The following is a 25,179-nucleotide window of genomic DNA, read 5'->3' as shown; positions in this document are numbered from 1 at the left end:
CCGTACGTCGAGTACGGCTGCGTCGCGGCACCGCCGGATGCCTTGCACCTTCAACAACCTACGGCCTCTCGCCGAGAAATCCGGTGAGAATGTCGGACTAGAAGGCGATCTCCCGCCAGCCACAAAAGGGCCCTTCGCTCGCCCACTCGCCGACCTGGCCAGAGGCGACGTCGGTGACGCGCACTTGAAAGACCTCGCCGGTGAGTGAGCCGACGGTAACCTCGAGGCCCTCCGCGATGGGGCGCGCCGTGACCAGCACTTCCGGGTTCTGAGCCTCGAAGAACCAGAAGGCGGCGGAATCGTCGTCGAAGTTCGAACCGCCCTGCGGGACGCCGTCGAGCTCGACCTCGACGGCATAGCGACCGAGAAGGCAGCGCCGCGTGGGGCTCGGGATGCAGAGAAAGCTCGCCGGCTGGGGCCGTGGCGGCTCGCCGAGGGCCGCCGGCCAGGGCGTTGGCGGCGGGGCGAAGGCGGTGAGATGTCCGCCGCCACAGAGGTTGCTTCCCGGCCCCACGACATGCTCGTCACCGAACAGCATGTCGCCGACGACGAGCCTCGCCACCGGATCGAGCGGAGCCCAGAACAGCCAGAAGTGATCGTTGACGGCGCGGCCGTCGAGCACCTTGAGGGCGGCGCGGGGCTGCCCCGTCGCCGGATCGGCGAGGACGCCCGCGAGGGACGAGTAGGGGCTCGGCGCACCACCCGCGGCGAGGCGAGCCCAGAACCGCCCCTGGTGAAGGCAAAGGGTGGAATCGCTCGGTCGGCAGCGCACTTCCGAGGCCTGGAGCACGAGGGGCGTGGAGGTGGTTTCCCCGGCACCGTTGACGACGCGGACGCGGTACTCGCCGAGGTCCTCGATCCAAGAGGCGCGAGCAATCTCGAGGCTGCCGTCGGTCAGAATCGCCAGGCGCCCGTCGCGATCGCCACTCTCGAGGCGCTGCCAGGTGTCGTCCAGGACCTCCCACTCGAAGCTCGCCGGGTTACCGGTAACGGTCGGCAAGAGGCGCACCGTGGAGCCGTCGCCCACGACCTCGATCGCCTCGACGACGGGAACCGAGCCGCCCTCGACCCAGACCTCGATCGTCCCCGATGTCGCACCATTGCCGCAGCCGTCATAGGCGCGAGCTTCGAGGACGAAGCTCCCCTCTGCCAGGCCTGCCGTGTTCCAGAGAACTTCGTAGGGGTGGCTGCGGTCGCTGCCGACGAAGGCGCCGTCCACCCACAGCTCGACCTCTTCGATGGTCGTGTCATCGCTGGCCGTGAGGGCCGCCGGCACGACTCCGGTCACCACGTCGCCGTTGGCGGGCGCGAAAATCCCCACCTGGGGTGGTTGGGAGTCGGCGCAGGCGACGGTGAAGGGCAGCTCGAAGGCGGTGGGGCTCGGGTAAGTAGGATGGCCGTCCGCCGCCACCACCTGCAGAGTGTGGAGACCGGGACCGAGGCCGGAGGTGTCGAGACGGGCCGAGAAGGTCGTGACCGAGGGCCCGCAGCCGGAATCCCCGGGGCGCGGACAAGCCGGAGCGTTGCGACTGAACGCGACGGGATCGACGCCGGCGTAGTCGACGAAGAAGGCGAAGTCGCCGACGCCGTCGCGATCCCGGGCGAAGCCGTCGACGGTGACGCCGCCGGGCTCCACCGTCGCCACGGCCTGGACCGCCGGCCCGGTGAGAAGGACCGATGAACCGCCAATGCAGCGATCGCGACAGTCGAGCTCCTCGTAGCACTCGTCGGTGCCGTCGCCATTGCGGTCCTCGTAATTCATGCCGACGGTGCGGCACTCGGTCTGCCGCTGGCAGGGAGCGTTGCCCGTCGGTGGGCCGCCGCCGCCGATCCACCAGGGCTCGAGGCGCGGCAGATCGCAGAGCTGCGGCAGACGCTGGCAGAAGTGGCCGATGTCGTGGATCAGCACCCGAGGCAGTGGGAGCCCCTCGCCCGGGTCGCTGCAGTCTTGATCCCCGTTCAAGGGGGCGTCTTCGCAAGAGCAGACGACCTCGATGTCGGTGACGTCGGCGCCCGCTACGCGGCCGATGTTGTTGCTCGCCTCGCAAGTTTTCGCAGGATTGTCGACGAACACCGGCTGAACCCGGTACTGAGCGCCGGAGGGGGCCAGGTTTTCAAAGGCGAAGGGACCCGGTCGCCGGACCCGAAGGTTGGCCGTCTTTCCGTGCTCCCCGAGGGTGACCATGGCTCGCAAGAGAACGGTCTCGCCGAGCACCGTGCCCTCGACGGTGCCACCCAGGGAGTACGGCGCATTGAGATCCGATGCCAGATCGCACTCCGCCGGAGAAAAGCTCAAGGGTCGGCCCGAGTGCAGCAGCTCGGTGTTCATCAAGCTGTCCGGGCAGGAGCTGTGGCCCAGGCCCAGAATGTGGCCCAGCTCGTGGGTGAACAGGTTGAAGAGATCAACGGCGGGATTCTCGAGCTCGCCGAGGGTGTCGCGGATCGCGTTGCACCCTGAGCGGCCAAAAACGGTGATCGAGGGCACGCGCTCACCGCTCGGGAACTGCACAATCCCGACGAGCATCTCGGGATGGTTCGTGGCGTTTCCAGGACAGCCGGGCCCGACCTGATTCGAAGCACTCGGCTCGAAGTCGATCCAAACTCGAGGATGAGACTGCCCCGTCGAAGGTGCCGTGAACCGGGGCCACCCCTTGTCACCGCCTTCGAGGTTCAAGGCGGACTTGGCGTCCTCGACAGCCTGATGAACGGCCCCCTGATGTTCTGCAGGAAAGGCCGCCAGGCGCAAATCGACCGAAACGGCAGGAGCGCCTGGGAAACTGACCTCCAAGCCTGGAAGCCCATTCGGGCACGGCTCACTCTCGAAGGCCCCCAACCGCGCCCAGCCGAGCAGGAAGATCGTTATGGCTAGGTTGCAAAGCCGAGCCCCGCTCACGGATGCGAGCGATCCGCCAAGGCGGCTCGCAACTCGTGGAGAGTCATCGCCGGAGTACCCGGCAGCGGGTACGGCACGGCCTCGATGGTCTCGTTCTCGATTCGATACGGCATAAAGACAAACCCATCGATCACGGGGAACTCTGCCTCGGGTTCCCGCGGACGTCCGACGAAGGCCACTTCATCACCAGTGGACGGCGTACCGAGACTGCCGGGTTTGATCGTACAAAGGTAGCCGTCATCGAGCTCGATTCGTCCGACCGGCTCCGTCCACAGGACGTAGTCACCGGGCTGCAAGCGACCCGAGACATCCCGGAACACCTCCTCCAGTTGGATATAGAGGAGCGTCTCGACCCGCGCGAGAAACGGGTGCCACCCGAGCTCCCGAGCTCTCACCACACCTCGACCCGAGAATTGATTGTTCGCAAAAGCGCTGACCACGTCGAAGGACCTCATCCTGCGCAGGTCAGTGATCGACATGGCGTACTTGCAATCGGTGAAGTCCTTACTCCAGCTCTTCAGGCTGTAGGCGAGGTTCTCGATCTCAGTCTTCGCAAGACCATGGTCGTTCTGCCGGGGATTTCCCATGATGAGGCTGTGAGAAACCCAGAGGATCTTGGAGCTCTCCTCGCCATAGTAGAGAACATCGACCCAGGGAATATCCGCCTCAGTGGCCGTCACAGTCGGCGAGCAGAAGAGGATCACCACGGCAAGTACGTTGAGGATCTTTCTAGGAGCAGTCTTTCGCAGGAGCATCTCTTCCTCACTTCTCTCGAACCGAGCTCTAGCGTTCCGAGCGCTGGCGATATCCGCAATTCCCGGCTATCGAAGCTCGTCTCGTGTTCGGGCGACTGCTGGAATGCTAACTGGCCTTATCGCAAGAGGCAAGAAAGTGCCTCAATGGCAGACACCCGAGGCGACAACCCGAGGTCCGCGATCGGCTTCCGCAGCGGTCTCGTCGCCACGGCGTCCGTCGGTCGGCGACGCTAACCCGCCGCCGCCAGCCGGCGGCGGAACTTGGCCGCCACCAGGTAGCCGCGGGCTTCGGACTGGAAGTCGCGCTCGGGATCGAGCTGCTTGACGATGCCCTCGAAGACGATCAGCGACAGCAGCACCATGGTGAACTTGGTGGAGCCGCGCACGCCGTGGCGGCGCTGGGTGTTGAAGAGGTCGAAGGCGAAGCCGCTGACCTCGAAGTCGCTGGCCTTCATCTTCGCCCGACTGTCGATCATCTCGATCATCGCCTGGTCGAAGGCCTCGCGGTCGAAGTCCGCGGTCAGGTGGATGGCGGTGTCGATCACCACCCGGGCGCATTCGCGCCCTTTGTTGTTGACCATGCCGAAGAAGAAGTCGACGAAGTGCTGCAGGTCGTCGTCGTCGAGGGCCGCCACCAGGCCGAGGTCGAGAATGATGAACTCGCCCCACTGACGCAGAAAGACGTTGCCGGGATGCATGTCCGCATGGACGAAGCCGTCGTGGAAGATCATCCGGTAGAGGCCGCGTAGGCCGGCGGTGGCGGCCACCACCCGCTCCTCCTGGGGAACCGTCTGGTCGTCGACCTTCTTGAGGTCCTCGAGCAGCTCCATGGTGAGCACCGACTCGCAACACAGCTCTTCCACCAGCACCGGAAAGCGCACGTAATCGGCACCCTCGAAGTTCTTGCGGAAACGGCGGTTGTTTTCGGCTTCGCGGGCGAGGTCGAGCTGCTCGCGCACCGGACCGCCGATCTCGTCGATCAGCATGCGCAGCGGCACCGTGCGCATCGCCGGCAGCCAGTCCACCGCCGCGGCGAACAGGCCGAGGAGTCGGAAGTCGTCGCGCACCTTGCGCTCGAGGCCGGGCCGGCGGATCTTGACCGCCACCCTGCGGCCATCGGACAGGAGGGCGCTGTGCACCTGGGCGATGCTGGCCGCCGACAGGGGGTCGAGGTCGAAATCCTCGAAGAGCTGGTCGAAGGGCCGCCCGAAGGCCCTCTCCAGAAGCCGCGGCACCCGCCTGGCGTCGAACGGTCGGACATTCTCCTGCAGGCGCGAGAGCGGCGCAATGACCTCTGGAGGCAGCAGATCCGGTCGCGACGACAGGATCTGTCCCATCTTGACGAAGGTGGCGCCGAGGGATTCGGCGAGGTCGGTGATCAGCTCACCGAAGAGCCGCTGAGAGGACGGACCGCGACCGGTGAGGCGGCGCTTCAGGGAGCGGCCGCTCCACCGCAGGCCGTGGCGGGCAGCGTGAAACGAGATCTCGACAGCCCGCAGGGGCAACGACAGGAGGCCGACCATCGCCCGACACCCTAGCGGAGCTCTCCCGGGCTGGCAAATCCCAGGTTGCTCTATCGTCGCCCCGACACAGAGCGGTGTCAATCCGCGGCGTACTCGCCGGTGTAGGTCGCGAGATACCAGTGGTTGCCGAAGGCATCGAGAAGGGCGGCCCCGCGCTCGCCGTAGGGCATGTCTTCGGGCTCGTGGAGGGACGTCGCTCCGGCGTTCAGAGCGCGGCCATAGACCTCGTCGACATCCTTCAGATAGACGTGGAGGGAGCCGGGCCGGGCCGGCCACTCGCCACGCGCCTCAGAGACCTCGACCATCGAATCACCGATCTCGAGAGCGGCGTTGCGAATCACGCCGTCCTCCTCGGTGCGCCCGGTCTCGCGAGCCTCGAAGACCTCGCCCATGAAGGCGATCAGGCCCGCCGCATCGTGGACGGTGAGATAGGGCGTCAGGGTACGAAATCCGGGACGAAAGTGGCTCGGTCGGTCAGTCATGCTTTTCTCTCCTTCGATCGGGTCACTCTTCAGGGAGTGGCCGGTGCGAGCCGATCTTCGCCGCCAGGGCTGTCGGCGGTCTTGTAAAAATCGGCATGTCGGCCTGGCGGCGCTTCGCCCTCAGTCCTCGAGCGGCAGGTGATTGAGATTCCGCAAGCCGGCCTTGAGACGCAGGTACCGCCCCGGGCTGACCCCGGTGAAGGCGCGGAAGTCGTGATTGAGGTGAGGCTGATCGTAGTAGCCGCAGTCGAGAGCGAGGTCGGCGAGGCCGGCGCCGCCACGGCCGGCGGCGAGACCGCGGAGCGCCTGCTGGAAGCGGCGCACTCGCCGGAAGGCCTTCGGCGACAGACCGACCTGCCGCCGAAACAGCGACAGAAAGCGCCGCTCGCCGACACCGAGGTCGGCCGCCGTCTGCCGGATCGAGCGCTGGGGATCGCCTTCGAAGAGAGCGAGGGACTGCGCCACCAGGGCCTCCTGAGACTTCCCCGAGGCCGGCTCGAGACGCCGTTCGAGGGCCGCCTCGAGAAGCTGGAAGCAGCGTCGAGGGGTGGGATCCTCGAAGATCGCCTCCTCGAGCTCCGCCACCTCCGCCCGCCCCCACAGAGCTTCGAGGGGCAGTCGCCGGTTGCGCACCTCGTCCGTCGGCAAGCCGAAGAACGGGTGGGCACCGCCGGGGCGAAAGTGCACTCCCAGAACGCAGGTGTCGCGGGGATCGATGACGAAGGCTTCGCTGTGGGCACCGACCACCAGGCAGCGCTCGCTGGGCTCGCCGGCCAGGTCCGGAGCGGTCGCCGTCAGGCGATTTCCCAGCACCAGGACGATCTCGCAGGTGCCCATCGGTAGCAGCCGTTCCCGACGGTGGGCAGGCGGAGGCCCCTCCATCCACCAGAGCAGCTCGATATAGCGACCGAGCGGGTATCGCGGACAGTAGGCCAGCTGTCGCAAGGGCGCGACGACGGCCTAGAGAATGGCGGCGAGGGCGTCGACCAGGCGCGGCACGGTGCGCTCGTTGAGGCCGGCGACGTTGATGCGGCCGGAACGCACCATGTAGACCGCCTGCTCATCGCGCATGCGGTCCACCTGCTCGGGCCCGAGGCCGGTGAAGGAGAACATGCCGCGCTTGCGACGCAGGAAGTCGTTGCCCTGCGGGTGCAGGTGGAGCCCGCGATCGTCCAGGCAAGCGGCGAGTAGCTGACGCATGTCGACCACCCGCTGACGCATGGCGTCGAGCTCGGCGAGCCACTGTCGCCGCAGATGGTCGTCGGAAAGCACCATGGCCGCCACCGTGCCGCCGTGGGACGGCGGGCTCGAGTAGAGGGAGCGCACGGCACGCTTCGCCTGGCTGAACAGGGGCTCCGTCTCGCGAGCATCGGCGGTGATCATGGTGAGCGCCCCGACGCGCTCGCGGTAAAGCCCGAGATTCTTCGAGAAGCTGCTGCAGACGGCGGCCTCGGGCACGGCGGCGATCACCTTCAGCATGCCGGCGGCGTCGGCGTCGAGGCCATCGCCAAAACCCTGGTAGGCGAAGTCGAACAGCGGCAACAACTGGCGCCGCGCCACCAGCTCGGCGACCACCGACCACTGGTCGGCGCTCAGATCGACGCCGCTCGGGTTGTGACAGCAGCTATGCAACACCACGACATCGCCGGCGACGGCTCCTTCGAGGGCCGCCACCATGGCGTCGAAGGCCAAGCCTTGGGAGCTCGGGTCGAAGTACGGATACACCCGTTGCTCCAGCCCCACCGCATCGAGCAGGGGGCCGTGGTTCACCCAGGTGGGATCCGACACCCACACCCGCGTCTGCGGCGCCACCCGCTGCAGCGTCTCCAAGAAGACCCGCAGCGCGCCGGTCCCCCCCGGCGAGTGCAAAGTGAAGCTGCGACCGGCGGCGACCGCCGGATGGGCCGGACCGAGCACCAGCTCGCGCACCCGCGACGCGTACTCAGCCGTTCCAGGGATCGGCAGATACGACTTGCTGACCTCCTCTCGCAGGATCCGCTCCTCCGCCGCCTTGACCGCCGCCAGCACCGGCGTGGTGCCGTCGGCGGCGACATAAACGCCCACCCCGAGATTGAGCTTGTCGCTTCGGGAATCGCCGCGGTAGTGCTCCGTCAGGCTGAGAATCGGGTCCGGCGGCGCCGTCGCAACATCGCGAAATACAGGACTTCCATCGAGGGTGGTGGTCACGCGCGCAGCTCTCCAAAAAGTCGAAAGTGAACTCCAAGCCTAGCAGAGTCAGCGGCCTGGTATCGAAAGACGGGAGAGTCTTCGGAGTCTGCTATCTTGGCGCGAGTGACCTCGAAGAGCCCCGCCCTGCTCGGCCTCGACGCCGCGTTTCTCTATCTCGAGAACGAGCGTTCGCCGATGCACATCGGCTCCCTGATCCTGATGGAAGGTCACACCGCCGAGGGTCCCTTCGACTTCGCCACCTTTCGCCGACGCCTGGAGCGGCGCGTCTTGCGGGTGCCCATTCTGCGACAGCGGCTGGTGCAGGATCCGACCGGCCTGGGCAGCCCGTCCTGGGTCGACGACGAGGCCTTCGACCTCGATCATCATCTCCATCACACGAGCCTCGCCGAACCCGGCGGCTGGGCGCAATTGCGCTCCCTGATGGCGCACGAGATCGCCCAGCCCCTCGACCGCTCGCGGCCGCTGTGGGAGATCCTCTTCATCGACGGCCTCGGCGACCTGCCGGAAACGCCGCCGGGGGCCGTGGCGTTGATCTCCAAAATGCACCACGCCGCCGTCGACGGTGTTTCCGGTGCCGAGATCCTCGGGGCTCTCTTCGACCTCAGCCCCGAGCCCGGTCCCGAGCCGGAGCGGCCGCCCTGGCGCCCCACCAACGCCCCCTCCGACCTCGAGCTGCTGCTCGCCACCGGCAAGCGCGCCATCGGCAAGCCCCTCGGCCTCGCCAAGGCCGTCGGCCGCACAGTCAAGGGCTTGGCCGGCTCCGGAGCGCTGCTCGCCCTGCGCCGGATCAAACCGCCGCCGGTGCCCTTCTCCGCTCCCCGCACGCCCCTCAACCAGCCGGTTGGCAAGCTGCGTTCCTGGGACGGCGTCACCCTGCCGCTCGACCGCATCAAGGCACTCAAGGGACGCATCGAGGGGGCCACCGTCAACGATGTCGTGCTCACCATCTGCTCCGGTGCCCTGCGCCGCTACCTCGGCGAGCACGACGCTCTGCCGGAGGATCCCCTGGTCGCGATGGCGCCAATCTCGGTGCGCGGCGACGACGAGAAGAGCTCCCTCGGCAATCGCGTCTCGGCCATGCTGGTGCCCCTCGCGACTCACCTGCCGGCTCCCCTCGAGCGCCTGCAGGCGATTCACCGCGATGCCGTCGGCAGCAAGAGCTACCATCGCGCCATCGGTGCCGACACGCTCACCGACTACAGCAATTTCGTGCCCTTTTCGGTCGCCGCCCTGGCCGCTCGGCTCTACACCGGCATGGGCGCCGCGCGTCTCCATCGGCCGGCCTTCAATGTCGTCATCACCAACGTTCCTGGGCCGCAGGTACCGCTCTACCTGGGCGGCTCACGCATGCTGTCGCACCTCGGCACGGCGCCGCTGTTCGACGGTATCGGTCTCCTGCTGGCGATCTTCAGCTATGACGGCGGTCTCGGCATAGGCGTCACCGCCTGCCGCCGCCTGATGCCCGATGTCGAGTTCTTCACCAACGCCCTCTCCGAGTCTCTCGACGAGCTCGAAGCGGCGGTGTCCGCCAGCGAGGAGACCCGATGACCGAACCGATTCGCCCGCCGTCGCCGCTGTGGCTGATGCTCGAGCCGCGAGCGGTCTACGAAGCCGCCGCCTCGGTGTTCGCTCTGCCGGTGCTGCGCAAGGCACCGCGCGGCGACGGCCATGGCGTGATGGTGATGCCCGGCTTCATGGCCAGCGACCTGTCCACGGAACCGCTGCGCGGTTACCTCAATTACCTCGGCTATCGCCCCTTCCGCTGGCGCCTGGGACGCAACCTCGGGCTCCGGCGCGGCCTCGAGCGCCGCATGGCGGCGCGGCTGGCGTCGGTTCGCAAACGCAGCGGCCGGCCGGTCACCCTGATCGGCTGGAGCCTGGGGGGTGTCTTCGCCCGCGAGCTCGCCCGCGAGAACCCCGATGCGGTGCGCCAGGTGATCACCCTCGGCAGCCCCTTCACCGGCAGCCCGAAGGCCAACTGGGCGTGGCGCCTGTTCGAAGTCACCAGCGGCCTCAAGCTCGACGAGATGGACCCGACGGACATCGCTCAACGCAGCGAGCCCCTGCCGGTGCCGAGCACCGCCATCTTCTCGCGCAGCGACGGCATCACGGCCTGGCAGTGCTGTGTCGAGCGCCACGGCGAGCACAGCGAGAGCATCGAAGTCGTGGGCAGCCACTTCGGTCTCGGCTTCAACCCCGTCGTGCTCTACACCATCGCCGACCGCTTGGCCCAGGAGGAAGGCCGGTGGCGCCCCTTCGAGCGCCACGGCCTGCGCCGCTACTTCTACCCCCGCTCGCGCACCTCCTGAGCCTTCCGCTCGCGGCGTTGCGAATCAGGAGACGTTTTGCAGCAATCCACCGTCCTCGTAGCGCTCCTCCTCCTGGCCGCGACGCTGGCGGGCGTCGCGAGCGCCGAAACTGCGCCCGACGAGGCGATCGAGATCGGCCGCAGCCACCTGCTGGAATCGAAGCTGCTGGAGCAAACCCGTCGCATCAACGTCTACCTGCCGAAAAGCTATGACGAGTCGCCGCAACGCCATTACCCGGTGCTCTACCTGCTCGATGGCGGGGTGCGGGAGGACTTCGTCCACATCACCGGTCTCGCCTCCCTCGCCGCCGACTATCGCAACCTGCGGGAGTTTCTGGTGGTGGGCATCGAGAACATCGACCGCTACCACGATCTGACCTCGCCGACGGCCGTCGAAGCTGAAAGGCAACGCCTGCCCACCGCCGGCGGCGCCGCCGAGTTCCGCACCTTCCTCGGCCGCGAGCTGCTTCCCTGGGTGAAGTCCCGGTTCCGGGTGACCGGAGAGACGGTTCTGATCGGAGAGTCCCTGGCAGGCCATTTCGTGGTCGAGACCTACCTCGAGCAGCCGCGAATGTTCCAGGGCTATGTCGCCGTCAGTCCTTCCCTGTGGTGGAACGACCAAAGACTCGCCAAGGGAGCCGCGAGCGCCCTCCGCCGACCGCGCCCGGCTGACCGCCACCTGTTTCTGGCCATCGCCGACGAAGGCGGAGCCATGCAAGAGGGACTCGATCGCCTGCTCGCAGCTCTGGCCGCGGTCTCGGCGTCGAGCTGGACCTTCGAGCCCTTCCCCGGCGAAACCCACGGCACCATCTTCCATCCCGCCGCCTGGACCGCCCTACGCCAGCTCTTCGCCCTGGAGCCGGCCGGATCCGGTCAGGACTCGAGCTGAGCCACCAGCGTCTTTGGCGCCTGCAGTCGATAGCTCTCTTCGAGCCAACGCTCGAGCACCCCTGCGGGAGGACGCTCCGCCGGGTCGAACTTGAAGATTCCCCAGCCGCCCTTGCCGACGCTCCAGCGATCGGGTCGGGTCTCGGCCAGCGTCTGGGCTTCCTCGAGGGACGGCCCCAGCTTGACCATCACGTTGTACTCGTTGGCCTTCTCGCCGAGGTAGAGGAAGCCCTTCTTGCGCACCTTGAAGCTACGCTTGACGCAGGAATCTCCCTCTTCGACGCCAGGAAAAGCCAGGGCCCGAGCCCGCAGGTCGAGGATCACTTCGTGCTGAAACTCTTCTTTGGTCATGGCCGAAGACTAACCTGTCGAGCCAGCCACGGCCATCGTGTCCACCAGCCTCGGGTCGTCGCATTCGACAGACCGTGATCAAGGGCGAATCAGCGGAATGCCCTCGAAGGTCGCTTCGACCTGGATCCGACGACGCTGGTCACGCGGCTTGAAGGAGTACTCCTCGGCCTCGAAGTAGAGCCTGCCCGAGAACTTGCCATCGACAAAGCGCTCGATCGCCAGCGCCCCGTCATCGGGTCGGAAGCGGTCCGTATTGTCGGCCATGCTCGGCGGGGTGAAGTGAAGATCGACATCGAGGTCACTGTTCTTCAGCGCGTAGGCGGCGACCTCGAGGTCCACTGGAACCGCAATCAGATTGAGCCGAGCCCCGGGCCACTCGGGGTCGTCGCCACGGAAGACGAGCTGCAGGCTCTCGGTGCCCTCGGGCATGAAGCCGGCCGGGTCGAGGCGGCTGGAGGTCAGCTCCAGGCGCCGTTCGATGTCGCCGGTGACGGTCATCGCACCCACCACTTCGGCACCGGCTCCGGCCCGGGCCCCGCCAGCAGGGGAGCCCTCCTGGCAGCCGATGGCGAGTAGCAGAACAAGAAGCGTGGCCAGCAGGCCGGACTTCGGCAGGTCATCTCGCATCACAACACTCTCCTTTCGCGACCATGGAATGGCCTCCTCGGTCGAAAAGAACGCAAAGGCGAGGCCCAACCGGACAAGCCCGCCCTCGGCGGGAGCGGTGCGACAGCCGGGCGGACCAGATCGCGGGCACGAAAAAGGCCGCCCCCGCAGGGACGGCCTTTCTGGCAACATCTTGCGAGCCGACAGTGCTAGATGGTGACGACCTTCTCGGCCGCCGGGCCCTTCTGGCCCTGGACGACGTCGAACTCGACACGGGCACCTTCGGCCAGGGTCTTGAAGCCTTCACCCTCGATCGACTTGTGATGGACGAAGCAGTCCTTGCCGCCATCTTCCGGAGTGATGAAGCCGAAGCCCTTCTGATCGTTGAACCACTTCACAATACCTTTTGTACGCATCGCTGCGCTCCTTTTTCTAACCAGTCGGAGCTACGATCGAAACGCACTTGCCGACTGCTGGTCTGCACGCGAGTCACCTCGCGCAGAACGTGGCCGTCATCGGCCACAAGATAAAAGGGCGGTGACCTCGAGATCGAGGTCAGCCGCCCCAAGTGAGCCCATGATATCCGCTTTCTCCGATCGAGTCCATGGCAGGCGGCGAATTGGCAACGGTCGGCGGGCTTCTGGACCGACCCTCGGCTCGCTGATAGGCTGCCCTCTCACTCGAAGACTGCGCCATGACCGTTCGAAACATCCGAGACCATTCCTCCTCCGATCACGCGGAGCTGCGCAATCCCGGCATGCCCCTCGACCTGGGCTGGGTCGGTGACCTGCGGGTCAACACCAGTGCCGTCGAGCGGCGCGCCGCGACCATGCCGAAGCGCCGCTCCGTGAAGAAAGACTGGCAAGCCGCCTGGCAGCTGCGAGCGATCACCTGTATCGATCTCACCACCCTCGCCGGCGACGACACGCCGGGCCGCGTTCGCCGCCTTTGCGCCAAGGCCCGCCAGCCGGTGAGGCAAGACCTACTCGAGGCCCTGGGCGCCGCCGATCTCGGCCTGCGGGTGGCGGCGGTCTGCGTCTACCACGAGATGATCGCCACTGCCGTCCGCGCCCTCGCCGGCTCGGGAATCCCGGTCTGCGCCGTCTCCACGGGGTTTCCGGCGGGACTCTCGCCCTACCGCCAGCGCCTGGCGGAGATCCACGCCTCGGTCGAGGCGGGCGCCGAAGAAATCGACATCGTCATCACCCGTGCCCACGTCCTGAACGGCGACTGGCAGGCCCTCTACGACGAGGTCAAGTCCTTCCGCGAGGCCTGTGGAGCAGCCCATCTGAAGGCGATTCTCGCCACCGGCGAGCTCGCCACCCTGCGCAACGTCGCCCGCGCCAGTCTGGTCGCGATGATGGCCGGTGCCGACTTCATCAAGACCTCCACCGGCAAAGAGAAGTCCAACGCCACCTTGCCGGTGAGCCTGGTGATGGTGCGCACCCTGCGGGAGTACTTCGAACGCACCGGCCATCGCATCGGGTTCAAGCCGGCAGGAGGCATCTCGACAGCCCGCCAGGCGGTCGACTGGCTGGCCCTGATCAAGGAAGAGCTGGGCAATGACTGGCTGCACCACGACCGCTTTCGGTTCGGCGCCAGCAGCCTGCTCGGCGACCTCGAGCGCCAGCTCGAGCACTTCGCCACCGGTCGCTACTCCGCCGCATTCCGCCATCCGATCGCTTGATCGCCGCCTGAAGACACCAAACGGGAGAGGTCGATGACCATCGCCGAGATCTTCGAATCCATGGACTACGGTCCGGCACCGGAGTCGGCCGGCAGCGCCGACCAATGGATCGCCCGGCGCGAGGGCCGCTTCGGCCCGATGATCGCCGGCGAGTTCCACCGCGACACCAGCGGCGGCGAGCTCGAAACCTTCTCACCGGGCAGCGGCCGGTCGCTCGGCCAGGTGCTGCTTTGCGGTCAACAGGAAGTCGATGCGGCGGTCAAAGCGGCGCGCGACGCTCAGCCAGCTTGGTGGGCCCTCGGCGGCCACGGCCGGGCGCGCTACCTCTACGCCATCGCGCGCCAGATCCAGAAGACTTCGCGCCTGCTGGCGGTGCTCGAAACCCTCGACAACGGCAAACCGATTCGCGAGAGCCGCGACCTCGACGTGCCGCTGGCGGCACGCCACTTCTACCACCACGCCGGCTGGGCCCAGATCCTCGATCAGAAGCAACCCCAGTGGCGCCCCCTGGGAGTCGCCGGGCAGATCATTCCGTGGAACTTTCCGCTCCTCATGCTGGCCTGGAAGATCGCGCCGGCCCTCGCCACCGGCAACACGGTCGTGCTCAAGCCGGCCGAGCTCACCAGCCTGTCGGCGGTCGCCTTTGGAGAGATCTGCCAGGCCGTCGGCCTGCCCCCCGGGGTGGTCAACCTGGTGACCGGCGATGGTGCCACCGGCGAGCTCATCGTGCAGCATCCGGACGTCGACAAGATCGCCTTCACCGGTTCCACCGAGGTGGGTCGCCTGATTCGGCGGGCCACCGCCGGCAGCGGCAAGAAGATCTCGCTAGAGCTCGGCGGCAAGTCGCCCTTCGTGGTGTTCGACGACGCCGACCTCGACGGCGCCGTCGAAGGGGTGGTCGACGCCATCTGGTTCAACCAGGGCGAGGTGTGCTGCGCCGGCTCACGGCTGCTGGTCCACGAGGGCGTTGCGGAGCGTTTCTACGACAAGCTTCGCCGACGGATGGAGACTCTTCGTCTGGGAGATCCCCTCGACAAGGCGATCGACGTCGGTGCGGTGGTCGCGCCGGTGCAGCTCGAGCGCATCCGTTCCCTGGTGGCCCGCGGGGTGGAGGAAGGAGCCGAGCTCTGGCAGCCTGCCGAGAGCTGCCCGGCCGACGGCTACTTCTATCCACCGACCCTGCTCACCGGGGTCGAGCCGGCGGCCACCGTCGCCCAGGAGGAGATCTTCGGGCCGGTGTTGGTGGCGATGACCTTCCGAACGCCGGAAGAGGCCGTCGCCCTGGCCAACAACACCCGCTATGGACTCGCCGGCAGCGTCTGGACCGAAAACATCAACCTGGCGCTGCAGGTGGCCGCCAAGATCAAGGCCGGCACCCTGTGGGTCAACTGCACCAACCAGTTCGACGCCGCCGCCGGCTTCGGCGGCTACCGAGAAAGCGGCTTCGGACGCGAAGGAGGCTTCGAAGGTCTTTGGGAGTATGTGCAGCCGGCCTGGCACGGGGAGGTGGCGAAAACCGCCCCCGCCCCCTCGGCGATACCGAGCAGCGACCCGGCAGAGCCCTCCGCCAGCGGCGTTCCCACCATCGATCGCACCGCCAAGATGTATATCGGCGGTCGGCAGGCGCGCCCCGATGGCGGCTACAGCCGGGTCGTCGCAGGGCCCGGCGGTGAGCGCCTCGGCGAGGTCGGCGAAGGAAACCGCAAGGATCTCCGCAACGCGGTCGCCGCGGCGCGCAAGGCCGGTACCGGCTGGGCCAAAGCCAGCGCCCACCTGCGAGCCCAGATCCTGTTCTACATTGCCGAGAACCTCGCGCCGCGCAAGGCCGAGCTGGTCCGCCGCCTGAGCGCCATGACCGGTGCCGCGAGCGCCGCCGCCGAAGCCGAGGTCGACCGCAGCATCGAGCGCTGGTTCTTGTGGGCCGGCTGGGCCGACAAGTACGCCGGTACGGTGCAGGCGGTGCCGATCCGCAACTTCACCTTCGCCGTCCACGAGCCCCTCGGCACCATCGGCATCGTCTGCCCGGATCACGCCCCGCTGCTCGCCTTCACCTCGGCCGTCGCTCCGGCGATCGCGATGGGCAATACGGTGATCACCCTGCCGTCCGAAGCCCACCCCCTGGCGGCAACGGACCTCTACCAGGTCTTCGACACCTCCGACGTCCCGGCCGGCGTGATCAATATCGTGACCGGCGAGAGGGACGGCCTCGCCGCCGTCCTCGCCGACCACGACGACGTCGACGGCCTGTGGTACTTCGGTCCGCAGAGCGGCCACGGCGCCCTCGAGGCGGCCTCGATCGGCAACCTAAAGCGCACCTGGATGGCACACCCGGGACGCGACTGGCACGACCCGGAGCAGGGCGCCGGCGAAGAGTTCCTGCGCCAGGCGCTGCAGGTCAAGAACATCTGGGTTCCCTGGGGCGAGTGACCCTCGATCTACTCGACAAGCTGCCGGTGGCGATCGTCGGCGGCGGCATTGGTGGCCTGGCGACGGCGCTGGCATTCCATCAGCGCGGCATCTCGTGCCGCGTCTTCGAATCGGCTCCGCGCCTCGATCCCGTCGGTGCCGGCATCTGGCTACCCTCCAACGCCATGCAGGTCCTCGACCGCCTGGGCTTGGCGGAAGCGGTCGAGAGCGCCGGCGTACGGCTGCGCCGAGCAGAGCTGAAAACGGCCGCCGGACGTCCGCTCATCCAAGTCGACTTCGACGCCATCCGCCACCAGTTCGGTTGGTCGACGGTCTCGATCGATCGTTTTCGCCTGCAGGCGATCCTCGCCGAGGCTCTCCCCGAGGGCATCCTGCAGCTCGGCAAGCGCTTTGCCGGCCTGCGCTTGCGAGGCGATGCCTTCGAGCTCGAGTTCGCCGATGGCGACCACATCCTCGCCAGTGCCGTGGTCGGCGCCGATGGGCTGCGCTCGCGGGTGCGTCAGGAGCTCTTCCCGCAGGCCCGCCTGCGCTTTGCCGGCCAGACCTGCTACCGCGGTGTCGCCAACCTCGCCATCGATGCGATCGGTAGAGAAAACTGGGGCCGGCGCCGGCGCTTCGGCTTCTCCCCCCTCGCCGACGACCGCACCTACTGGTTCGCTCCGGTGACCTCGGCGGCGGACATTCCCCTCGAGGACGCGGCGGTCGTGCGACACCGCTTCCGCGACTTCGGAAAGCTCGAGCAGAGCATCCTGGCGGCCACGCCAGGCGACCAGATGCTGAAGAGCGACCTGTTCGATCTCCGGCCATTGAAGCGCTGGAACCGTGGCCGGATCATCCTGCTCGGGGATGCCGCCCATGCGTCGACCCCCAACCTCGGCCAAGGCGGAGCCCAGGCCCTCGAGGATGCCGCCACCCTCGCCCATTGCCTGGGCGAGCAGAGAACCGATCCGGCCAGCGCCTTTGCGCGCTACGTCCGGCTGCGGCGCCCGAAGGCCGTCTCCATCGTCCGCCGATCGCGCATCATCGGGCGCTTCGCCCATCTCCCTGGCGGCCTACCCCAGACCCTGCGCGACGCCCTCATCGCCGCCACTCCTCGAGCCTTCGCCCAGGCGCAGTTTCGAGCCCTGGCGCGTCTGTCTTTCTGACCTCTGGTTTTCCAACCGACCGCCGAGGCAGCCGCGAAACGGCTCGGCCTCAGGGGTCAACCTCAATCGCGCCCCGTGCCGAGGGAGTCCGTCTGACGAACCAGACCCCCTCGGCAAGGATCCCGGATCCCCGCCAACCCACGATCCGACCCTCACTGTCACGCTCGAACTCGATTTTCCTGAGCCCCGAATCGGACGAGCTGAACAGATCCTGTTGATAAGGCCGCAGAGACACTGGCCCGAGACGAAAGTGATCGACGATCAGGACTCCTCCGGCGACGCGCAGCTCATACTCGGTCTGCAACTCGTCGCTGAAATAGCGCCCCTCGTACTGCGCCAGGTCGAGATTGGCGGCATCGAAGGGCACCAGCTCGACCCGCCGCGCCAACAGACTGCCATGAAGGCCGATCTGATACTCGAAGTGCGACACCGGACCGTCCCCCGGATCCGGGAACCGCAGAGTGAGATCAACCTCGGGATTGAGGGCGAACTCGTCTTTTCCAACCTGCGGCAGGGCCGTTCCCTGACCCACCCCGTGGGGTGCGAAGAAGAGCTTCTCGCCATCCGTTGAGAGCGAGAAGATGAGCCCTGGGATCAACTCGTAGGTGCCGCTGAAGGCCGCCAGATCCGCCCGACTCGCCGGCGACCATCGAAGCGGCGCGGGTGCGGTGTAGGACGGGTGATCGGCGAGAAAAGCCTCGAGAATCTGAAAGGCGATTTTGGCGGTGTCGAGATCGGAGCGATTGCCGAGCAGAGCCACGGCGAAACCCGCCGCCGGAACGCGCAATAGAAAGGCCCGATAGCCGGCGTCCCGGCCACCATGGGACCAGGTGACGAAGCCATGGGACTCCCGTTCTTCTTGGCCCATCGCAAAGACCGCATCACGTCCGTCGCCGGCGGTGGCCCTCTCCGCCAGCCGCTCCCGCACCGAGCTCGCCACCTGCTCTCCGGAACGCAGGTTCTCGGCCCACAGGAGGAGATCCTCGGCGGTCGTCATCAAGCCGGTAGGCCCGACCGTCGCGAAGTTCAGGTTGCCCTTGGCAAAACCGTCTGCCAGCCGCAGGTAGGAGTAGGCCCGATTCGCGACGGGTCGCGAATGATCGTCGTAGAACTGGGTTCGCGACATCCCCAAAGGCTCGAAGACGTGCTGCCTGGTGAATTCCCGGAATGTCTGGCCCGAAATTTCTTCGACCAGCTGAGCCAGCAGGAAATAGTTCGAGTTGTTGTACTCGTATCGGCTCCCGGGCGGGAAGTTCAGACCCTTTTGGCGAAAGATGAGACGGCGAATCTGGTCATCCGTCCTCAGGTCGTCCGCGTGCCAGCCGGCCATTCCGAGCAAGGTCCACTGGTCGCGCAGACCGCTCGTATGGGTGAGCAGATGCCGCACCGTGATCGCTCCCAGGCTCTCAAGCTCGGGGAAGTAATCGGCCACCTCGTGGTCGAGCGAGAGCTTGCCGGCGGCTTCCAGCAGGAAGACCGAGTAGGCCGTGAACTGTTTCGAGACGGAGGCAGCGTGGAATACCGAGGTGCCCTTGATCGGAACCCCATGCTCGATCTGAGCGAGGCCGAAGCCGGCGCTATCGACGAGCTCGCCGTTCAGGGAGACGGCCACCGAAAAGCCTGGGTCGGTGGTGGACTTCCAATCCGCTAGCAGGTCCTCGAGGCGAGGCCTGGCCTTTTCAATATCGCCACTTCCAGCGACTGGGAGGGACAGACCCCAGGCACTCGCCAGAACTGCCAAGAGCATCGCTCGATTCTTTGATCGCATGAGGATCGATCCTCGTTGTCACAAGCCATCCATGGGAACTTCAAGAACCATCCACCGCGGCCCCCAAGGAGCCGAAGCGACCCGACTTCGCAACCACGAATCGGACTCGACGAAGGTTTCATTGCCGGCCAAGGACACTCGCATGGGATCCTTCTCGACCCAGCTCCGCTCCTCAATCGCCCACCTGGACAAACCAGTCGGCCACCCCTCGCCACAGCTCTTCCGGAGCCCCCCGGCGGAAAAACCCGAAGTGGCCCAGCGGGGTCTCGAGATGCACCCGCTCGACATCGGCCCCGCGGTAGAGCCGATGCAGAGCGTCGACAGCGGCCACCGGCGCGTAGCCATCGTCGTCAACGCTGTAGGCCCGCATCGGCCGGCGGAAGTCGGCAAAGGCCGCCTCATCGTCTGGGCCATCGATTAGGTAAGAGGGGCGACGCCCCCAGCGAGCCCATTGGCGCGCCACCCCGGCCGGCAAGTTTTCGCCGACCCCGAAGAGCTTGCTCGGAAAATAGCCGCAGAGGGTACTGGCCGCCGGAATCAACAAATACCAGAGCAAGAGGACCCGGGCGCGCCCGGGCCACGGCCAGTGACCCCAGAAGCCACTCTGACAGGAGATGGTGACGGCGGCGTCGATCATGCCGTGGTTCGGCAGCAGACCGAGGAGCTGGCCGCCAACGCTGTGAGCCACCACCAGCAGACGCTGCGGCGACAGCTCGGCCGCGATCCAGTCGAGGACGCCGGCGGTGTCGAGCTCGCCCCACTGGCGCATGGTGGCGTCGTCGGCCCTCAGCTTGCCGCGCAGCGAACCGCCCACGCCCCGGTAGTCGAAGGTCAAGACCCGAAAGCCGCGACCGACGAGGTACTCGGCAAACGCCCGGTAAAAGCGCCGCCGAACCGCCGTCGCCGGGCAGATCACCACCAGCGGGCCGCTCGTGCCGTAGAGGCTCGCCGCCAAGGAGCGACCATCGCGGGCCGGGATCTCGAATTCCAGAGGTTCGTTCAAGGCGCCAGCAGCCTACCGCGAAGGGGCATCAGGTCCGAGGCGAGGCCCCTCGGCTCGCTGACGTCTCCCGAGACCCCTCAGTCGAGCTCGGGCAGGTAGACCCCGACCGCCTCAGCCTCTTCCAGCGACTGGTTGAACTTCGGTAGCTCTTCGTCCCACACCGCCCGCAGAGCCCCGAGCTGCTCGTCGATGGCGGCGATCAGCTCGTCCCGCACCGCCACCATCGACTGCGTCGGGCGGCCGTTGCCGAAGGTCGCCAGAAAGAGCACCCCGGCGAGCTTGTCGTTGAGGCGAATCGGGAAGTTGAGGGGATCCTGGCGGCTACGGTTCTGGGTCTGGTAGAGGGCCTTTTCGATCTCGGTCAGCTTCTCTCCCAGGGCCTTGGCCTCGGCAGCCAGCTCTTCGCCGACACCGGGTCGCTTCTCGGCCCCTTGGATCTGCTCCCGCACCTGGCGCAGCCGGCCGATCTCGCGGTGGGTCTCGGAGAGCTTGTCGCGCCCGGCGAGGACGAAGTCGACCTGCGCCGACAGATCCTCGAGGGGAGTGGTGGCGCGCGGATCCGGAAGCACTTCGAACTCCACATCATCGCTCCACTCGCCGACCGACAGTCGCACCCGATAGGTCCCAGGCACCACCTTGGGGCCGTTGCTCAGACGGTTCCAGGTCACCATCCCGGGGAAGCCCTCGGCGCCGGCATGGCGGAGGTCCCAGCTCAATCGATTGGCACCCTCCGAAAGCTCGAGGGAGCGACTGACGGCGGGATCCTCCTGACCGGTGTCCTCGCCCTCTTCTTCGTCGTCCGGCTCGGCGAGGAAGGTGCGCAAGACCGAACCCTCGCCGTCGAGCATCTCCACCTTGACCTCGGCCTCGCCGTCCAGAGCACCCAGCCAGAAGTGCACCACCACGCCCTCTTCGGGATTGGTTCCGGCGTCGCCCGGGTCCTCGGAGCGACCATTGGGCAAGCGATAGGCCGGCGCCGGCCGATAGAGGCGAGCCGGCACCTCGGCCTCGACGGCGGCGAGCTGCGGCAGCAGGGAGAGGTCGTCCAGAATCCAGTATCCCCGCCCCTGGGTGGCGGCGATGAGGTCGTTTTCCTTCACCGCCAGGTCGGTGACCGGAGCCTGCGGCAGATTGAGCTGCAGGGACTGCCAACGACGGCCGTCATCGAAAGAAACGTAGACGCCTCGCTCGGTACCGGCATAGAGCAAGCCCGGGGTCTCGGCATCGGCGCGAATGGCGCGCGTGTAGTGATCCTCGGCAATACCGTCGGTGATCCCCTGCCAGCTCGCTCCGTAGTCGAGGGTGCGGTAGAGGTAGGGTTTGAAGTCGTCGAGCTTGTAGCGGGTGGCGGCGACGTAGAGGCCCCCGGGGTTGGTGGGATGGGGATCGATGCCGTTGATCTGGGACCACTCCGGAAGCTGCGGCGGCGTGACGTTCTGCCAACTCGCCCCGCCATCCCGCGATAGATGGATCAGCCCATCATCGGAGCCGGCCCAGAAAACCCCCGCCTGATGGGGCGATTCGAGGGCCGCGAAGATGGTGCCGTAGTACTCGACACTGGTGTTGTCCTTGGTGATCGGACCGCCGGACGGTCCCATCTTGTCCTTGTCGTTGCGGGTCAGATCGCCGCTCAGGGCGGTCCACGAGTGGCCTTCGTCCTGGCTCACGAAGAGCCGTTGGCTCGCCGCGTAGAGGCGATTCGGATCGTGCGGCGAGAAGAACAGTGGGAAGTTCCACTGGAAGCGCTCCTTGAGCTCGGCGGCGCCCCAGCCCATCGGGTTGTCGGGCCAGACGTTGACCGCCCGGAACTCGGCGCTGCGGTGGTCGCGGCGCGTCAAGTAGCCGCCGTAGGAGCCGCCGTAGACGATGTCCGGATCGTCCGGCTTGGCGACGATGTGGCCGCTCTCGCCGCCGGCGGTGGGCTCCCAATCCCGGCCGCCGATGGCGTTGCCGAAGGCCGACCGAGAGCGAATTCGAACCGCCGAGTTGTCCTGCTGGCCACCGAGGAGACGGTAGGGGAAAGCGTTGTCCGTCGACACCCGGTACATCTGGGCGGTGGGCTGGTTACTCTGCCGCGACCAGTTGGCGCCGCCGTCGTAGGAGACATTGGCCCCACCGTCGTTGGCTTCGATCATCCGGGCCGGATCGCCGGGATCGATCCACAGGTCGTGGTTGTCGCCGTGCGGCGTCGGAATCTGGCGGAAGGACTTGCCGCCGTCCTTCGAATGGTGGAAGCGGACGTTGACCACGTAGACGTTTTCGCGATCGGCGGGATCCGCATAGATGCGGGTGTAATACCAGGCGCGCTGCCGCAGGTCGCGCTCTTCGTTGGTCTTGGTCCAGGTCTCGCCACCGTCCTGGCTGCGGAAGACGCCGCCGTCTTCGGCCTCGATGATGGCGTAGAGGTTCTCCGGGTCGGTCGGTGAGACGGTGATGCCGGAGATGCCCCAGGTGCCCTCCGGAAGCCCCTCGTTGCCGGTGATCTCCTGCCAATTGTCGCCGCCGTCGACGCTCTTCCAGAGACCGGAGCCCTCGCCCCCGCTCTCCAAGCTCCAGGGAGTCCTCAGGACCCGCCAGAAACTGGCATACAGGATTCGCGGATTGGTCGGATCCATCGCCAGCTCGACGGCCCCGGCCTGGTCCGAGACATAGAGGATTTTTTCCCAACTCTCACCGCCATCGCGGCTGCGGAAGACACCACGCTCCTCGTTCGGGCCATAGAGGTGGCCGAGGGCGGCGACATAGACCAGGTCGGGGTCCTTGGGATGGCTGCGGATACGAGGAATGTGGCGCGAGTCGGCCAGACCGATGTGCTCCCAGGTCTTGCCCGCATCGACCGACTTCCACAGGCCGTCGCCGTGCGAGACGTTGCCCCGCACCGTCTTCTCACCGCCGCCGACATAGATCACGTTGGGATCCCAAGGGGAGACCTCGACGGCGCCGATCGAGCCACCAAAGAAGCCGTCGGAGACGTTGTCCCAGCTCTGACCACCGTCCTCGGTTTTCCAGACACCACCGCCGGTGGCTCCGAAGTAGTAGGTGTCGCGCTGGCTGGGGATACCGGCCACCGCCGCCGAACGGCCGCCGCGGTAGGGGCCGACCTCGCGCCACTCGAGGGACTCGAGAAGGGATTCGTCGACGGACTGAGCCAACAGGCTCGAGGCGCTGAGCACCACGGCGAGGGACAGGAGCAACGGGCGCATGATGAGCATGGAAGCCTCCGCAGGTTCTCGACTCGAAAAAGAGCGCCAACGCTAGCACGGGATAAGGCTGGCGATGCGGCCTGCCGGCCGCGATCTCCAGCGCGACTGACTGGATCGCCCGAGGTCTCACGCGTAGACCAGTGAAGCCCGAAGAAATCGAGCCGGCTCGGCAATCAACTCATCGCGCGCGGGGTCTCTCCGGCCCCGCGGTCTCCTCGAGAAAGGGGAAACGATGCCTGCACTCTGCTCGCTTGCCGGACCTCGCCCTAGGAACACCCTCTTACTGACCCTCGTCTTGTTGATGATGCCCGCCGCCGGCGCCCACGGCGCCACCGCGACGGACGCCTTCCTACCGGACCTGATCACTCGCCCGCAGGTCGCCGACGGCGATCAGACACGCAGCGAAGAGGCGGTCGTCCGCGACCTCTACCGCAGCCTCGGCGAGCGGGTGCGCGGCTCCGGCTACGAGTTCGAGATCGAGCTCGACCGCTTCATCACCACCTACCGGCGTGATTTCGGACGCCTGCCAGCCATCTCCGAGGTCGTGACGCCGCTCTCCGGCAGCGTTCTCGAGATCGCCTCGCGGCAGCTCGAGGTGCCTTCGGCAAAGCGCACCTTCGTCCGCTACGAGCCCTCGTGGCAGTGGCTCGAGGCCGATGCGCCGCCGCCAGCGATCGCGGCCGGCACCGCCATCGCCGGTTTCGTCAGCCATCAGCCGGGGGCCGGTCGCGCCGTCGCCCTCACTCGCTTTCGCGCCCAGGTGCGAGCTCTCGGCCAGCAGCGCACTTACCAAGCTGCCGTGCTCTGGCGCCAGGACGTCGACGGCGCCCTCGAATTGACGGTGCTCGACAACATCGTTCCGCGGGTCGCCGAGGCCCGCCTCGTCAAGGCCGAAGCGACCGTCCACCGCGACCTCGCGAAGCTCGCCGGCAGCCTCGACGTGGGGTCGCCGGAAGATGTCGTCACCTCCCTGTTCGGAGCCTCTGGAAGCTGCGCCGAGACCTCCGACACGGAGTACGAGTCCAAGGTGCGTACGGACGCCAAAGGACATGTCACCGGACGCCACCGGCTGCTTCTCGACGCCGCCTTCACCTGCAGTTGCGACAGCAGCTGCAGGTCACGCTGTGAGCCCAACGGCACGGTCTCCTGCAGTGATACGGGGTTCACGTCGGCACCCTACATCCACCGGACCGCCTCGGCCTCGGCAGACATTCTGGGCATCTCGTCGGGCGGCAACCAATCGAGCTGCAGGGCCAAGGCGACCTGTGCCGTGGAGCGCTGCTTCTACGGCGTCTGCGGTGGCGTCTCGGTGAGCTACTCGGGGGCCAACGCTCGCATCACCGGCTCGACCTTCTGGACCAAGGAGGTGGAGATCCCGATGATCTGCAACGGCTGCGAAGAGGGCGACAATCCGGGCAACGGAGGCGGTAACAGCGGCGGTGGCAACGGCAGCGGCAACAACGGTCCCACTCCCGATCCGGGCGATCCCGGAAACGGGCCGGATCCCGGCAACGGCGGCGGTGGCTGGCACTGCGTCGACGTCAACTGCGACGACGGCTCCAGCGCCTCCGCCTGCGGCTACGACACCGGTCAAATCCTGCAAGAGGCCTGGGACTCCTGCCCGCCACCCAACCCGGGCGGAGACAATGGGCCTCCGGAAGAGGACGGCGAGCCCTGCGACGAGATCATCTGCGTCTGACCCCCTGATCGCAGGACTTGTCCGCTGACCAGGAACCGACGGGCGGCCCCCATCCCTGCGTGGGGGTCGCCCTGCTGTTCCAGCCGCCCCCCAACGGCTCCTTCGCAACCCCTGCCTCGTGCTAAGATCCGCCCCTGATCGAGGGCGGTATCCCCCTGAGAACAAGCGGCCTAGGCGCCGCTCACCGCGAGGCTCTGTTCATGACGACTCAAGCCGAGGTACGGGTCACCGACGACGTGACCGTGGTTTCT

General features: G+C 67.0%; 19 protein-coding genes. 7 read left to right on the top strand and 12 right to left on the bottom strand.

The window, feature by feature from the left end:
• Positions 1-97: 97 nt before the first annotated feature.
• The 6 genes from AAF604_16435 to AAF604_16410 all read right to left on the bottom strand — a co-directional run bounded on the left by AAF604_16435 (position 98) and on the right by AAF604_16410 (position 7,840).
• Positions 98-2,524, bottom strand: a complete 2,427-nt coding sequence (locus AAF604_16435) for an Ig-like domain-containing protein (protein ID MEM7051259.1) — start codon at positions 2,522-2,524, stop codon at positions 98-100.
• Positions 2,525-2,889: 365 nt separating this feature from the next.
• Entirely contained in the window at positions 2,890-3,648 is a 759-nt protein-coding gene (locus AAF604_16430; GenBank protein ID MEM7051258.1) for a hypothetical protein, read from the bottom strand.
• Positions 3,649-3,878: 230 nt separating this feature from the next.
• Entirely contained in the window at positions 3,879-5,171 is a 1,293-nt protein-coding gene (locus tag AAF604_16425) for an AarF/UbiB family protein (protein MEM7051257.1), read from the bottom strand.
• A gap of 77 nt (positions 5,172-5,248) precedes the next feature.
• Positions 5,249-5,653, bottom strand: coding sequence for a VOC family protein (locus AAF604_16420; GenBank protein ID MEM7051256.1), 405 nt, complete (start codon positions 5,651-5,653; stop codon positions 5,249-5,251).
• Between the two features lie 120 nt (positions 5,654-5,773).
• On the bottom strand, positions 5,774-6,598 hold the full coding sequence (locus tag AAF604_16415; protein ID MEM7051255.1) for a helix-turn-helix domain-containing protein: 825 nt from the start codon (positions 6,596-6,598) through the stop codon (positions 5,774-5,776).
• A gap of 15 nt (positions 6,599-6,613) precedes the next feature.
• Positions 6,614-7,840 (bottom strand): amino acid aminotransferase, encoded by a 1,227-nt coding sequence (locus AAF604_16410; GenBank protein ID MEM7051254.1) that lies wholly within the window; start codon positions 7,838-7,840, stop codon positions 6,614-6,616.
• 105 nt (positions 7,841-7,945) lie between these two features.
• Here AAF604_16410 and AAF604_16405 point away from each other — a divergent pair, with 105 nt between their 5' ends.
• Genes AAF604_16405 through AAF604_16395 form a run of 3 tightly spaced genes read left to right on the top strand, consistent with a single transcriptional unit; the run spans position 7,946 to position 11,040 of the window.
• Positions 7,946-9,391, top strand: coding sequence for a wax ester/triacylglycerol synthase family O-acyltransferase (locus tag AAF604_16405; protein MEM7051253.1), 1,446 nt, complete (start codon positions 7,946-7,948; stop codon positions 9,389-9,391).
• Positions 9,388-10,152 carry an alpha/beta hydrolase gene (locus tag AAF604_16400; protein ID MEM7051252.1) on the top strand — a complete coding sequence of 255 codons (765 nt, stop codon included), beginning with the start codon at positions 9,388-9,390 and terminating at the stop codon, positions 10,150-10,152. The genes AAF604_16405 and AAF604_16400 overlap by 4 nt, the downstream gene beginning before the upstream one ends.
• Positions 10,153-10,188: 36 nt before the next feature.
• Positions 10,189-11,040 carry an alpha/beta hydrolase-fold protein gene (locus tag AAF604_16395; protein MEM7051251.1) on the top strand — a complete coding sequence of 284 codons (852 nt, stop codon included), beginning with the start codon at positions 10,189-10,191 and terminating at the stop codon, positions 11,038-11,040.
• Here the strand turns inward: AAF604_16395 and AAF604_16390 are convergent.
• From AAF604_16390 to AAF604_16380, 3 genes are all read right to left on the bottom strand, one after another.
• On the bottom strand, positions 11,025-11,390 hold the full coding sequence (locus AAF604_16390; GenBank protein ID MEM7051250.1) for an MmcQ/YjbR family DNA-binding protein: 366 nt from the start codon (positions 11,388-11,390) through the stop codon (positions 11,025-11,027). The two genes, AAF604_16395 and AAF604_16390, sit on opposite strands and share 16 nt — an antisense overlap.
• A gap of 78 nt (positions 11,391-11,468) precedes the next feature.
• Complete coding sequence (locus AAF604_16385) at positions 11,469-12,020, bottom strand: hypothetical protein (protein MEM7051249.1); 552 nt, start codon at positions 12,018-12,020, stop codon at positions 11,469-11,471.
• Between the two features lie 185 nt (positions 12,021-12,205).
• Positions 12,206-12,412 (bottom strand): cold-shock protein, encoded by a 207-nt coding sequence (locus AAF604_16380; protein ID MEM7051248.1) that lies wholly within the window; start codon positions 12,410-12,412, stop codon positions 12,206-12,208.
• A gap of 278 nt (positions 12,413-12,690) precedes the next feature.
• On the opposite strand from AAF604_16380, the gene deoC reads away from it, so the two are divergent.
• From deoC to AAF604_16365, 3 genes are read left to right on the top strand one after another with little or no spacing between them, the layout of a single operon-like run.
• Entirely contained in the window at positions 12,691-13,683 is a 993-nt protein-coding gene (gene deoC, locus AAF604_16375) for a deoxyribose-phosphate aldolase (GenBank protein ID MEM7051247.1), read from the top strand.
• A gap of 33 nt (positions 13,684-13,716) precedes the next feature.
• On the top strand, positions 13,717-16,110 hold the full coding sequence (locus tag AAF604_16370; protein ID MEM7051246.1) for an aldehyde dehydrogenase family protein: 2,394 nt from the start codon (positions 13,717-13,719) through the stop codon (positions 16,108-16,110).
• Entirely contained in the window at positions 16,107-17,255 is a 1,149-nt protein-coding gene (locus tag AAF604_16365; GenBank protein ID MEM7051245.1) for an FAD-dependent monooxygenase, read from the top strand. Before AAF604_16370 ends, AAF604_16365 begins: the two co-directional genes overlap by 4 nt.
• Before the next feature lie 49 nt (positions 17,256-17,304).
• Here the strand turns inward: AAF604_16365 and AAF604_16360 are convergent, their stop codons facing one another.
• From AAF604_16360 to AAF604_16350, 3 genes are all read right to left on the bottom strand, one after another.
• Complete coding sequence (locus AAF604_16360) at positions 17,305-18,867, bottom strand: serine hydrolase domain-containing protein (protein MEM7051244.1); 1,563 nt, start codon at positions 18,865-18,867, stop codon at positions 17,305-17,307.
• A gap of 328 nt (positions 18,868-19,195) precedes the next feature.
• Entirely contained in the window at positions 19,196-20,026 is an 831-nt protein-coding gene (locus AAF604_16355) for an alpha/beta fold hydrolase (protein ID MEM7051243.1), read from the bottom strand.
• 77 nt (positions 20,027-20,103) lie between these two features.
• Entirely contained in the window at positions 20,104-23,238 is a 3,135-nt protein-coding gene (locus AAF604_16350; GenBank protein ID MEM7051242.1) for a glycosyl hydrolase, read from the bottom strand.
• 223 nt (positions 23,239-23,461) lie between these two features.
• Here AAF604_16350 and AAF604_16345 point away from each other — a divergent pair, with 223 nt between their 5' ends.
• Positions 23,462-24,928 carry a hypothetical protein gene (locus AAF604_16345; protein ID MEM7051241.1) on the top strand — a complete coding sequence of 489 codons (1,467 nt, stop codon included), beginning with the start codon at positions 23,462-23,464 and terminating at the stop codon, positions 24,926-24,928.
• The last annotated feature ends 251 nt before the right edge of the window (positions 24,929-25,179 follow it).

It is taken from the genome of Acidobacteriota bacterium, assembly GCA_039028635.1.
GTDB lineage: Bacteria > Acidobacteriota > Thermoanaerobaculia > Multivoradales > JBCCEF01 > JBCCEF01.
The sequence above is the reverse complement of the archived record's forward strand: the minus strand, read 5'-3'. Positions and strand labels throughout refer to the sequence as shown.